Raw genomic sequence first — 13,342 nt, forward strand, 5'->3', positions numbered from 1 at the left:
TTTCCTCATAATAAAGCTGTTGATTCGACCCCGAAAATGTAGAGATTAATATGAGAAAAATCCTATTAGGTGAATTGTTTGGTATTGCTGTAAGTCGACCAATCGAATTGGATAATATTGTTCAAATAGTTGAAATTATTCCAGAGGTAGCTATAGAACAAGCGAATCTAGATGGTAAAACCTTTGATGATGCTATGAACAATATTATAAGTGAGGTTTTAGATTTTGCAGAACGACTTGAGCCAGAAGAATCTGAAATATTCTTAGAACTATTTGAAAACGAGTGCTCTACTAGAATGACAAAATCAGTTGATAATGACTTTGAAATTATTGACCCATCAGAAACAAAGTGGAATTTTTATATCCGGTTCAAAGTTTCCGAACCTTTAGGTTTGGATCAGAACGTCATAGACTTCCTCGGAAAATATATAATCAAGCCAGCTAAAAAACAGTCATTAAAAGACGATAATATCCTGATTCTGACAAGCTTAGATAGTATGACCTATCGTGAGATAATGTTTGAGTCAAAAAAGGTTGAGCAAGCTTTAATATTAGGCCTTGCGGAGTTAGGTATTGGGGTTGCTTACCCCGAAAACTTAGCTTCAGAAGCTACGCTTGAAAAAGTAAAGAGAGAAGCTGAAATTCAGTTCTTAGAACAACACACTAAACTATATGATTCATATTATGAAAGACCCTTGTTTCATTTCAGTGATAAGTTTGGTGTGGTTTTGTTTCAAGAAGGATCATTTCCTTGGGATAGCAACGCTAATGAAGAAAAAGAACCAGTAGATGTAACTAAGCTTGATGCGATATTTTCTACTGCCTATGACAACCTGAAAGGCTTGCAGATCATAGGAAGGAAGTTTAATAAAATCGAGATCGCCACATCCATACTAACTACATCTATTTTTGAAGATTCACTTATTAATAAGATAATACTCTCAATGACAGTTATAGAAGTATTGTCGGATAAAGTATCTAGGAGTGATAAAGAGCTCAGAGTTCTGGATTATCTAACCAATGTGTTGGATGAGAAGTCTGATATTGCACAGAGTGAAAAGGAAGCTATCACTAAAGCCCTAACTTCATTGAGGTATCAATCAATTAGTAAGAATTGTAAGGTTTTAGTAAAGGAGCTACTTAGTGGGAAAGACGCAAAATTATTTTACAAGCTTTATAATTACAGATCTCAGTTAGTTCACGCTGGTGTTTTAGAAAGTAATCGTGATGAAATGTTGAAGATATATTATGACTCTTATAGTTTGGCAAAAAGAGTGCTATCGGCATATATAAATCGACTAGATGAATCTGATTAATGCTTTGTTAAATCTTACAATGACTTTTATCCAATAAACAGTGTAGCGTATAATCACATAACAAGGCAATTAAACGGAACTAAAACAGTTGGTTAAGTTTCGTGCCTCAACATTATAACCAACAATTTTAGTCCGCTTATTGCGGCGTTGGTGAGCAAATCAAAATCCAGGCTGTAAAGTAGCGATTAATGAGCAGTAAGGTGAATTATATGAATCCATTCTTGGAAGAACTTTTTGATATCATTGCTATTGATGCTGAGTATCTAAATGGGTACTTAACACCAGGTGAGATGAAATATCTAAATATCACTTTGAAGTCTATAGAAGATTTGAATAGCGATTTCTACACAGCAGAACATGGTTTAAACCTAGAAGTTTTACTTTTCTTTTTATTGAAACATTTGAAGGATATTACACTAATTTGGGAAGATCGTAGTAAAAAGGAAATTCTGCTTAGGTTATATACATCAAACATAATCTCTGGCTATGATTGCTTCCGTTTTGATCTGTCTAAATTTGAGCAAACATTTAACCCAAGTGGACAAGAGTTGACTTTATATCGAATTGGTCGTGCGAATGAGACTATAGAAAGCCTCGGGAATTCATGGGCTAAAGACTTCACAGGACTAAAAAATTATGTTCAAGCATCAGCTATAGAGGTGGATACCCGACCTATATTTTCTATAAAAATTAGTGATTCAGAGGTTTTGTGTCAAGGGCAATCGCAAGAAAGTGAATTTATCTTAAATAAAAATTTCAAATGTAGTGGTATTAGATTACTAAGGGCTGAAGAGCGTAGTAAAATTTTTATTTAGTAAATAGTGCTAAGAAATGCTTCACCTAACAAGGCATTATGTATTACAACGGAGTTTTGAGCATGATGAAAAAATATTTTATTTCCCTGTTCGTTTTTTTTGTTCTTCAGGGCTGTGGAACTCTCGATAATAAAACTATTTTAATCGATGCTGGAGACCCTAAAGAGAAGGTTATTGAAATACTTGGAATACCATACGACCGACAATTTCAAGGACAACAGGAAGCATGGCAATATTGTGTTTCAGGTGCAGGATTTGGCTATAACGACCACAAAATAATTTGGTTTACTGATAAAAAAGTAACTGGTATCACTACATATAGAACAACTCGAAGTGGCTGTACTGGCTCTGTAAAAACAATAAAATGGGAAGATGCTCCTGACTTTACAATTGAAGTGCGTGATAGGTAATGCATAAGCCAATCAAGCAGGACGAAAAAACAGTTGGCTGTTTTTGTTTCTCAACATTTGAGCCAACTATTTTTTGCCTGTTAACAGGGCGTTAGTAGTCAATTTGTATCGACCACCGCATATTCAAAAAGAGAAGAAGTAGAAATGGAACCTACAGTATTTATATCTTATTCCCATGATGATGAATCACATAAAGATTGGGTATTACAGCTTGCTACAAGGCTGAGATCTAACGGACTTAATGTCTTATTAGACCGTTGGAATCTGAAGTTAGGTCAAGATTTAGCTTCATTTATGGAAAGAGGGTTATCTGCATCAAATAGAATAGTTAGCATTTGTTCAGAAAGTTATGTTCAAAAAGCCAATGATGGATATGGCGGTGTCGGATATGAAAAGCAAATAATGACGGCAGAATTGATGTCTGATTTAAATACAAACTGGGTAGTACCAGTAATCAGAAATAATAGCACAGCTAAAAAGGCGCCTATTTTTTTAGCTGGGAGGCTATATGTTAGCTTTGAAAATGAATCTTTATATGAAAATTCTTATGAAGAGTTATTACGTGAATTGCTAGATGAACCAGTACTTCCTATACCACTAATAGGAGAAAACCCATTTAAAACGGCTAAATATTTTGCAGAGCAAAAATTTATACCTGCCTCGGAAAAGTATGTTTCACCTGCGGTTAAAGGGACTGTAACTTTTGATTACTCAAACAACAATGGGCATTATTTTATTGGGCAAGGCCAATTGGCATTCGAGTTAGATTTTTCTAAATCAAGTGACAGGTGTATACAGCTTTATAATGATCCACAGAATATAAGAACGGTTGCTGTAGTAAAGGATCGTCACTCTATCTCCGATATCGATGATGCAAGAGTTTATGATGGTTCATCTAGAGTTCGAAGACCAAACCTTAATCAAATAGCAGTAGTACAAAATGTAAATGGCTTTTTTGCAGCAATAAAAATTATAGACATAAAAGATGATACTCGTGGCAGTGAATCTGACGAGGTGTCGTTCGAATATGTGATACAAACAAATGGTAGCCCAGATTTCACATCTACTGGTCAAGACTGCATACAAGGCGTTCAAACGGACAAATAACAGCTGGCTTTTGCTCCTTCGTCGCTAATTTTTAGCCAACTATTTTATTGCCCGTTAACAGGGCGTTGGTCTCAAGGGAAACTTCGTCTATGCCTAAATATGAAAGTATCGCAGAAGCACCATTTTCGGTAAGAAAGAGATACTTTCAAATAAAGTACAGCAAGTACTTTATGAGTGTTACTCGTTTTTATTCTAGAGTGTCGCTTACTATCAAGGAAAGGAAGAAAAACCGTGTGTTAACTGATACGTTGAAAACGCTTAAAAAAGAAATAATCAGGGCACGAAATACTGATAATGAATGCGTACAAGTTTTAATGAATTTAGGGCTATTCTTTCTAATTGCTGAAAAAGATATCCAAACAGTTAAAATTGATGCTCTTACACACCATGACGAGTGGAAGAGATTACTCTCCTTGAGAATTATTCTTCTCACTATCTACGAATGGGATATGAGTAAGGCGAGTAGTAAAAATTTAAAAGAGCTACTTATTCAGTCTTCTGTCGAAGAGAAACTACAGAAAGAATTGTTTAAATCACTAAGGTTGTTGCGTAAATCAAGAGATAAGGCTGCGACACAACTGCATTTTGAAAGAAATAATATTATAGCTCATCGTAATTCGGATGCTTTATTACAGCTAAATACGATCCAGCATTTAAATACAAAATTGGTATTTAATGTTGTTACCGATTTTTATGAATCATCAGCGATTTTTATGCAAGTATTACCGAAAGTTCTACTACAGGCAGGAAGCCTAGAAGGTCTATTTTCTTATTTACTTAAGAGTAAAGAGACCTAACACATATGAGCCTATCTCACGTCCATAGCCAATAGTGTTATTTTGCTGCCGTTAGGCAGCAAGTTGTTATCAATACAAAATCTAATCCAAATATACTATTCATATAAATGACTAATGTCTTCTTTGTTAAGGTTTTCAGATATCAGCCAATACACAAAACCTATCAACAACTCTTCAACTGAAGGCTGATGTCTGAAAGGCTCACAATGAAGAAACCGCGGGAAGCTAGCGCTGTGCTATGGGGATTGCTCTGTTATCTTTTGGTCTTGGTGGGTAAAATACTTTATCAATATTAATTTACGTTGCTTCAACGTGTTTTTCACTGTGATATTTCTCCTAATGCTATTTTATCTTAGTCCTTATTCGGCAATTGTGGGTAAACCGAACAAGGCTAGCCCTTATCTCCATTTCCGATAATTTAACTTTTGCCAATCTGAACTACTAATTCAACATTAAGGGCGGTGCACGAGGCAAATACAAGTGCGGTAAGACTTCAGTGACTTCCATGCCTGCGCCACAGCAAGGACACACAAAGGTAGCTGCTGGCTCATGCGTTTTTGTCTCACCCGATATCTCTTTATCCAATGGCACTATCGGGACTTTAACGTTTAATAACTGTCGTGCTTTATCCAAGTTCTTCTTACGACCTGTATTCGCTGTCAAACCGTAATGACGAATACGGTGAAAACCACTGGGTAACACATGCAGCAAAAAACGTCGGATAAACTCATCGTGAGTCAGCATCATGGTGCGGTGTCTATTCTGCTCTTTAACGCGATAGTTCTTCCACTTGAAACTGACCGTTTGTTTATCCATAGCAACCAATCGTGAGTTTGCGATAGCAACCCGATGTGTGTATCTCGATAGATAAGCCAATACAGCTTGTGGCCCTGCAAAGGGTCGTTTGGCATAAACCACCCATTCAACGTTACGTTGATTGTTTAGCCACGCCAAAAAAGGTATTTCTTCCTCAATAGGCAAACACTTACCAAAGAACAGTAACTCATTATGCTCAAAGGCTTCGCGTAACATCTCAAGATATAATCGTCGAAATAAACGTGATAACACGCGTACAGGTAAGAAGAATCCTGCTTTACACGACACCCAGTTTTCACCATCAAGCGATAAGCCACCACCCGGTACAATGCCATGCACATGGGGATGATGCGTCATGGCACTGCCCCACGTATGCAAGACAAAAGTCACACCTAAGCGAGCACCTAAATGTTTAGTATCCGCGCCAATCGTTAACAGTGTTTTGGCAGCGGCTTTGAGTAACAAAGCATACATTACCGACTTATTGTAATAAGCCAACTCACTAATGGCGTTGGGTAACGTAAATACCACATGATAGTAATCCACTGGCAATAACTCAGTTTGTCTAGCAGTTAACCAACGTTTCGCTGCGCTGGCTTGGCACTTTGGGCAATGACGATTGCGACACGAGTTATAGGCAATTTGAGTATGCTCACACGCAGGGCAATGTAAAACATGACCACCGAGCACTTCACTGCGGCAATGCTCAACGGCAGACATCACTTTGAGTTGCGCTAAACTGACATGGCCTACATGACTATCACGCCAACGTTGGCCGTGTGCTCGAAAGACATCGGCGACTTCCCGTGTTGGGCGAGGCATGAGCGGCTCAATGCTTTATCGACAATGAATCTAATGGGCTGATAACTTGTCTGAGTAGATCAGTGGCCACTTGCGTATACCGCGCCGTGGTATTCAGTTGAGCATGCCCTAGTAATACCTGAATCACGCGAATATCTACACCCGCTTCAAGTAAGTGCGTAGCAAAACTATGACGTAACGTGTGCATTGATACATTCTTGTCAATGGCCGCGGCCTTAGCGGTTTGTTTACATATTCTACTGAGATGGCGAGAGGTCATATGATCGATAGGGTTCAAGCCAGGAAATAACCAACTACCTTCAAACATTTGGCCTTCATTGTTCGCAAAACGCCACCAATCCCGAAGATGCTCAACCAGTGCGGGTGATAACAGCGCATAGCGATCACGACTGCCTTTACCTTGCTCAATACGCAGGATCATACGCTCACTATCGATATCACTCACTTTTAAAGCCACCACTTCACTGACACGTAATCCCGAGCCATAACCGACGGCTAACGCGGCTTTGAATTTAGGATGCATGGTACAAGACATAAAGCGCTTAGCCTCGTCTAGACTCAGCACCACAGGTAACTTACGTGCAACCGTCACAGGACAAACCCGTGCGATGACTTCAGGTTTATCGAGTGTTATTTTGAATAAGAACTTAAGTGCGGTTAGCGTGGCATTGACGGTGATACCAGAAACACCGTGAGTGACCATGAAAAGTTGGAACTCACGCAACTCTTCTTGGGTGGATGTTTCAGGAGAGTGTTGTAAAAATTCACAGAATTTATTAACACCACGGATATAAGAAATTTGTGTGTTAGTGGCGAGTTTACGCAGGATCATGTCTTCGTTGATGCGCTGACGCAGTGGTACTGAAAAGTATGGGCTGATGTTCATGGGGTATTCTCCAAGCTAAGGTGAGGCTACATGCCTCAAGACTTAGTTTAGGAATAAGTGAAGGTGTTAAAGGGGTGAACGGTGCTTGCCAAACACACCATTACCGCGGAGCGGTTTAGTTCAATGTGGTAAAAGCTGAAACTGGTTAACCGAGTTTGGAGTATGACACTTATTACTTATGAGAGTACTTTTGATCGGTATTTGTTGCCAATATAATTATGTACACATTTTGATAATGGCTAATTGCGGCCTTAATGCCGATTCCGAGGGAATGGGCAACTCCCTAATAGCATTTTCGAGGGGATGGGCACAAAACCCCTATTCTCTAATGCTTTTAAAAATCATTAAACTTAATTTAGTGGTAGATCCGCTTTCTCTTACACATATGCACCAGAAAAGTCGAATATCCAATAGAGCGTTTTACCATGGAAATCAAGCAGCAACTTGATGTACTTGATCAACATTTTGCGAATAACAAATATATGTATGGTGACCAATACACAATTGCTGATATGGCTATATGGCCTTGGTATGGTGATCTGGTACAAAATAGAATATATGAAGCTACCCAATTTCTACAAACTAAAACTTATAAAAACCTAGTGCACAGGACTGAAGAAATTGGACAACGAGCAGCGGTTAAACGTGGGGGAATGGTCAATCGTACCAGGGGTGAATTGAAGCATGAGCGGCATGATGCTAGTGATTTTGAATTAAAAACATAAAACAAAGTGCTCGATACCGAAAAACATTACACCAAATAATGAATTAGCTTAGATTTGACATGAATAGATATTAGCATTGACTTAATCATATTATTGGTTAGTCAACGTTAGAATGCGGACTAATATACCCTAATGTCTGTTAGTGAATTTTTGTAGACCATCAGTACCATGAGCTACAAAAATTCACATATTTAATGCTCAAGAGACATCCATCAATGACCGCTATGAGCCTTGAAACGGACGTTAGAAATAACGGTGGTGTAACTTCCGCTTAGCGTTACATTCACCATTTGAACTCAAGCCACATTGCGGACATTATGAAATAAAATAAACCACAGTTTCGGATTAGGTTTTGTATCGATTACGCCCCACTATGGTGCGAGTAATAGTTGGCTTAAATGTGTAGCGAAACTGAATCAACTGTTATTTGCCCGTTTGAACGTCTTAATAGCATTTTATTTACGATGTACTATCTGCTGTACTTAGTGTGTTTGACAATAACTTTTTAAAATCGCAATTGTTTTTATCAATTGATTTTCTTAGTTTTTCTGCCCCAGAACTATCACCTATTTCTTTATTAACTAATTTAATTATTTGATACCTAATAACATTTAATTGAGATAGTAGATCTTCTTTTAGTAGCCATTGGATTAGTACCATTTTATCATCTCCAGCTTCATGACTTTTTTTATTCATTTTGATCATGATACTGATGATTTCAAAGTTTTTTAATTCGATTTCGGCAGAAATATCATCTTTAGCAATAACGTGAAATTGGTCTAAAGCACCAACCATATTTCTAGTGGAGTTAAGTAAATTTGAATGAAACTCTTCAGACTTTACATATGGATCAATGATACTGATTAACGCTGACCTGTATTCACTCATAAATTTTATAAAGTTAAGTGATACATCTTTCTTACGAGTTAAGTTTAAATCGTCTAGATGTTTAAGCCAAGTAAATAAAATTCCTAAAAGGACAACTATCACTGATAAAAATGGAATAGTAATCGTTGATGACAAATCAGTTTTAACTAATTCACTTGCTGTAAAACCACACAAAAAGAGCAGTAAAAAGAGCAGTAATAACGCTCGTGTCTTCATCGTGAAAATATCCTTATTTAAAAATAACAGTTAATTATGGATCAACAAATGCTAACGCCGCAATAAGCGGCATGTAATTGTTGGCTAAAATGTGAAGAGAATCTGAAGTTGGCCTACTGCTACATGTCCGAATTCATTAGCTTGTATGGATAATACATCCATCTTTTTATTCTTTTCAAAACCAGTTTAGGTAAAGTGAGGCCCAAGCTTTGGCTGCAACCAAAGCCTTTTTATACGGTGTTCGATTGATTGCAGGCTCCTCTATTGAGAGACCGATAACAAGATGGAACGCCGTATAAAACTCCAAGCACTAAACTCGGATAGTCAACTGGGCCTCGAGCCCGAATAGCAAGGCAGAGTCAGCTTATTATGAATACACAAAATAATCAAAATTAAATTAACGTCGGTGTCGATACCGGTAAAACTCAACTCGACATTTACATACGTCCCTTAGATATTTATTTCAACGTTTCGAACGATGAAACTGGTATTAAAGAGGCCATTAAAACAATCAAAAAATACAATGTTACCCGTGTGGTTATTGAAGCCACTGGCCGATTAGAACAGCCTTTTATAATGGCGTGTGCAAAAGCTAATATACCGTTTATTATTGCCAATCCTGTCAACACCAAAAGGTTTGCAGGTGCCATTAATCAAAGAGCCAAAACAGATAAATTAGATGCACAATTAATTGCCCATTATGCAGAAGTTATCAAACCTAAGTTATCACAATTAAAGCCAGAGCAGATAAGGCTGATGAGTGATTTACTATCACGTAGACGTCAGCTTATGGAAATGCAAACCATGGAGAAAAACCGTCTGCAAATAATGCCCAAAGAAATAACTTCTTCTATTAAGCCTATGCTTACAGTGATAAAAAATCAGTTAGAAAAAACAGATAATAAATTACATAAACTCATCGAAAGCTGTGAAGAATATAAAACTAAAAATGACATTGTTCAAAGCATCCCTGGTGTTGGAAATGTCGTGGCCTTTAACTTAATTAGTGAAATGCCCGAGCTCGGCTATATCAACAATAAAGAGGCGGCATCATTAGTCGGTGTCGCTCCTTTTAATAGGGACAGTGGCTCGTATAAAGGCAAACGAATGATACGAGGTGGACGATCACAAATTAGAACAGCCATTTACATGGCAATGATGTCCGCGATTCAATGTAATCCAACATTTAAAGCAACATATCAACGATTAGTTGCTGCAGGGAAACCTAAAAAAGTAGCGATAATAGCGTGTATCAGAAAGCTTGTTATCACGCTAAATTCTATGGTGAGAGATGGTGTCTATTGGGATCCTAAAATGAATTAAATATTAGGGTTTGACACCATAGTAACTTGTTAAGGCACTTTTTTCTCTACATCAAGAACTTTTAAATAAGAGTCCAAATCAGTTTTGGTTATTTTTTTGTCTTTTATGAGCTTTGTAAATTTATCATCGAAGTTTATGGTTTTTAAATTTGATGATGAATTATCTTTGTAGTACATCAACCCCGTGGCTAAAACATTAAACTGATTTGAGTTAAGAGATTGAAGTTTTACTGAAGCTGTTAGAGAAATATGATCTCTATTAGGGTGAGCTGCAACAACAAAAAGTTTTAATGAATCTATTGTTGAACGGCTCTCACCGATACTCGATTTGATACCGTTATAATGAATATCTAACTTTTTAGAAATTTCAGTAATGCTTTTCGCCATCGATTCGGACTCTTTGGTAAGACTTTTCTCAAGTTGCGCTATTTTTATTTGATTTTCCTTAACAACAAAGGTGTAACCAAAAAAACCTAGAATTACTGCGGTAATTACTGCGACTAATACTTGTTTAGTAACATCATTCATTGGGAGTCTCCTTGTGCCCAAACAGCTTATTGTTAGGCAAAAAACCTTGTTTAAATATTGGCTTTTGCGCTCTTTCATAAACATAGATAAATACTAAAAACAAATTATTAGAATATTTACTAATTTAATAAAAACATGAAAGCGAGGCTTTTGCCATTTGAGTCAGACACTATTATCATATAGCCCCAGAAAGGGGAGGTGGTGTAACTATTGCAGAATTTCAACCTCCTACATCAAACACACATTTAAGTTCATTTAATTCCATTTGTCACCTCTCTTTTTTATCAAATCAATTTAAAAGTTTGACCAATCACATTTAATATTTGATTTTTGGTAAGTAGGTCTGCTTTGAAGTGCCATTTTTATAGTCGGTGATATCATCTTGCAATGCCTCGATAACATTAAGTTGTGCTTCGCAAATAGACGCCAGTTGGTCGCGCTCTTTCTTGCAGGCTTCATAGCGTTCCTCAATGGTTCGTTTCTTGCGAAGCGCTTTCTTTTTAATATCAACTTCGCTGTCAATATTTTGTAGCTTCAGATAATCTTGAATCTCCAAAACAAGCAGTGGGAAACGGTCCTTCTTAAGCGCCGTTGGATGCTTACCTGCCTCTTTAGCTACGTTGTTTTGGCTAACTGCAGTACCTTTAGCCACGTTGAGTGGAGTATTACTTTTTAGTCGCTTATACGCCTCTCTAAATATATTCTCGGCTTTACTCATTTTACATTCCCTTTTTTAGAATCAATGACAGCTAATACTCTTTCATAACCTCTCATTTCCGCTTTTAACGAACTGTATTTAGGTGAATCTTTAGGGAAATCATTCATTTGGTTTTCATAGTATTGTTTATCTTCCGTAAATTCCTGACGCTTAGAACCATCAATAATTAAGTCAGTACACATGTTGCTGCTATTCCCGCCAGAGCAGTGAGTAACAGTTTCAAAACCACCATACTCACAGGAACCTTGCTTCATACAGCCACCAAGTAAGTTTTTGCGATAACCAATAGCGCCATTTTTTTGAGCTGCTCTGAGTTTTTTATGTTCGCCATTTGTTACAAAATGCACTATCTCGGCCTTGACGGGGGCTTTACTATGCGGAAGCACTTTACCGTCATCCCCTTCAGTTACCGCAATGATTTCTCTTGCCATTTCATTGTAAAATTCGAGTGTAACCTCTTGGCTTGCTAATATATTTAATTTTAATCGACCATGATTATTCATATAATGAAACTGTTGCTCACGAGTACCATGCTTCATTTGGAATTGCCCTGTTGCGGCAGAGACGTCATTCAACGCAAACATGACAGCTAATGTCCGCCTGAACTGGTGATAACCAAAAGCCCAAATACCTCCTACTTTAAACCATTTTTCTCTTTCAAGCGATGGCGTTAATGCAATCGCCTTATCAAAGTCATCTTGTGTGATTTTGTACTTTTCTACCCCCCAAAATGTAGCGTGACGACTCATAATGTTGTGCGCATTGCGAGTATTTAAGGCTTTATAATTGTGTACAGATTCAACCCAAACATCGACGCGTTGGAATAGATATGGAGATTCACTGTCATTTGTCAATTTTAAATGACTCTGCTTCCACTCAACCAATGTTTTAGCAACCTCCACCGCCTTCTGAACTCGATGATTGACTATCCACCTAGCATCGGATTCTGGGTCTGTTTTTGTGGTTTCACCAACAAGCATAAAGAAATTGCCGAGTCGTTCATCCTTTTCAACAATCAAGCAATCGGTTCTTAATGACTTAGCCTCACTCATTCTCATAAGAGAATAAAACAGGACGTAAAAATAACAAGCAGTTACCGTCGCATTTAAACGGGCACCAAACTTTTTTATCGTATAGTCACGCAAGGTTCCTTCAATAATATGATGTTTTTCGTACCATTCACTAAGGCCATGGTCTCTTAGGAATGACTTGAAAGAAGCGTATTTAGTCAAATAGTTCGGAGTCTTTTCAGCAAAAGGAGATATCGAACACGATGCACTTTTCGCGTTTTTTTTATTTTGAATCAGAGTGCGGGTAATCCAATGATAAGCCTTTTCAAGTTTGTCTTTATTTTCTATAAAATCATCGAGAACCCCATCTAAATGGTGAATGAAATTATTCCAAATTGCAGGGGGGATGTAGGCAATTTGCCCTAATTCGTATTCGGGGTTAAATAGGGAAAAGTGAGCGATGGACTTTGCATCCAGCAAATGAAATCCGATTTGCTCTTGGTTTTTCAATAGACTGGTAAACAACCAAACAGCACTTTTAAATTCAGACTTTGCTTGAGAGTTCGCAATCTGCTCAATGACCCGTGGGAACTGCCTCAATTCATCGGCACAAATACCTTGCTCGCTACACGCTTTAAATACTTTTTGTAAAATTTTGTATGGGGCTATTAGAGAAAGGTATTTACCAGGAAATAAATGACTATAAATTTTATAAAACATGATTTTCTTGAATAGTGTTTTATTTACATCGTCATATTTTTTGAAGTGCATTTTACGAGTTGAACCAAACACGCTAAAATCCCACACGTCATCCCCATATCGCGATATCACTGTACCATCTTCATTAATCGACATTGCAAAGTCATCATTAGGAGGGTAGGCAATAGATTTAAAGCATGAAGATTTTTCTGTGACAAATTCAAACTCAGCTCTAAATTGGAGGTTTTCAATCGTGTTTTGTTGCAT

The 13,342-nt window shown here is 37.5% G+C and carries 13 protein-coding genes; 7 read left to right on the forward strand and 6 right to left on the reverse strand.

Going from position 1 to position 13,342, the window contains the following annotated elements; all coding sequences use genetic code 11:
• The first annotated feature begins 50 nt into the window (after window positions 1-50).
• The 5 genes from HRT55_RS01795 (at window position 51) to HRT55_RS01815 (ending at window position 4,445) form a co-directional block, all read left to right on the forward strand.
• Window positions 51-1,316, forward strand: a complete 1,266-nt coding sequence (locus HRT55_RS01795) for a HEPN domain-containing protein (protein WP_287205979.1) — start codon at window positions 51-53, stop codon at window positions 1,314-1,316.
• Window positions 1,317-1,525: 209 nt separating this feature from the next.
• Window positions 1,526-2,131, forward strand: a complete 606-nt coding sequence (locus tag HRT55_RS01800) for a hypothetical protein (protein ID WP_287205983.1) — start codon at window positions 1,526-1,528, stop codon at window positions 2,129-2,131.
• A gap of 62 nt (window positions 2,132-2,193) precedes the next feature.
• Window positions 2,194-2,541 carry a hypothetical protein gene (locus HRT55_RS01805; protein WP_287205985.1) on the forward strand — a complete coding sequence of 116 codons (348 nt, stop codon included), beginning with the start codon at window positions 2,194-2,196 and terminating at the stop codon, window positions 2,539-2,541.
• 144 nt (window positions 2,542-2,685) lie between these two features.
• Window positions 2,686-3,648: a toll/interleukin-1 receptor domain-containing protein gene (locus HRT55_RS01810; RefSeq protein ID WP_287205988.1), complete on the forward strand. Its 963-nt coding sequence runs from the start codon at window positions 2,686-2,688 to the stop codon at window positions 3,646-3,648.
• Between the two features lie 89 nt (window positions 3,649-3,737).
• Complete coding sequence (locus HRT55_RS01815; RefSeq protein ID WP_287205991.1) at window positions 3,738-4,445, forward strand: hypothetical protein; 708 nt, start codon at window positions 3,738-3,740, stop codon at window positions 4,443-4,445.
• Between the two features lie 441 nt (window positions 4,446-4,886).
• Here HRT55_RS01815 and HRT55_RS01820 read toward each other — a convergent pair whose 3' ends face one another.
• Together HRT55_RS01820 and HRT55_RS01825 are read right to left on the reverse strand one after the other, a co-directional pair.
• Complete coding sequence (locus HRT55_RS01820; protein WP_291618371.1) at window positions 4,887-6,083, reverse strand: IS91 family transposase; 1,197 nt, start codon at window positions 6,081-6,083, stop codon at window positions 4,887-4,889.
• 7 nt (window positions 6,084-6,090) lie between these two features.
• The gene (locus tag HRT55_RS01825; protein ID WP_291618372.1) at window positions 6,091-6,969 is read right to left on the reverse strand and encodes a tyrosine-type recombinase/integrase; all 879 of its coding nucleotides are present in this window, start codon (window positions 6,967-6,969) and stop codon (window positions 6,091-6,093) included.
• A gap of 425 nt (window positions 6,970-7,394) precedes the next feature.
• On the opposite strand from HRT55_RS01825, the gene HRT55_RS01830 reads away from it, so the two are divergent.
• Complete coding sequence (locus HRT55_RS01830; protein ID WP_353805756.1) at window positions 7,395-7,694, forward strand: glutathione S-transferase C-terminal domain-containing protein; 300 nt, start codon at window positions 7,395-7,397, stop codon at window positions 7,692-7,694.
• A gap of 459 nt (window positions 7,695-8,153) precedes the next feature.
• Here HRT55_RS01830 and HRT55_RS01835 read toward each other — a convergent pair whose 3' ends face one another.
• A complete protein-coding gene (locus HRT55_RS01835; protein WP_287205221.1) occupies window positions 8,154-8,798 on the reverse strand; it encodes a hypothetical protein in 645 nt (214 codons plus the stop codon).
• Window positions 8,799-9,194: 396 nt separating this feature from the next.
• Between HRT55_RS01835 and HRT55_RS01840 the strand changes: the two genes are divergently transcribed.
• A complete protein-coding gene (locus HRT55_RS01840; RefSeq protein WP_287205224.1) occupies window positions 9,195-10,121 on the forward strand; it encodes an IS110 family transposase in 927 nt (308 codons plus the stop codon).
• 29 nt (window positions 10,122-10,150) lie between these two features.
• Here HRT55_RS01840 and HRT55_RS01845 read toward each other — a convergent pair whose 3' ends face one another.
• The 3 genes from HRT55_RS01845 to HRT55_RS01855 form a co-directional block, all read right to left on the reverse strand.
• A complete protein-coding gene (locus HRT55_RS01845) occupies window positions 10,151-10,648 on the reverse strand; it encodes a hypothetical protein (RefSeq protein WP_287205219.1) in 498 nt (165 codons plus the stop codon).
• Between the two features lie 316 nt (window positions 10,649-10,964).
• Window positions 10,965-11,366 carry a hypothetical protein gene (locus HRT55_RS01850; protein ID WP_287205218.1) on the reverse strand — a complete coding sequence of 134 codons (402 nt, stop codon included), beginning with the start codon at window positions 11,364-11,366 and terminating at the stop codon, window positions 10,965-10,967.
• Window positions 11,363-13,342 (reverse strand): hypothetical protein, encoded by a 1,980-nt coding sequence (locus HRT55_RS01855; protein WP_287205216.1) that lies wholly within the window; start codon window positions 13,340-13,342, stop codon window positions 11,363-11,365. Before HRT55_RS01855 ends, HRT55_RS01850 begins: the two co-directional genes overlap by 4 nt.

This window comes from Colwellia sp., from assembly GCF_013214175.1.
In the GTDB taxonomy this organism is placed as follows: domain Bacteria; phylum Pseudomonadota; class Gammaproteobacteria; order Enterobacterales; family Alteromonadaceae; genus Colwellia.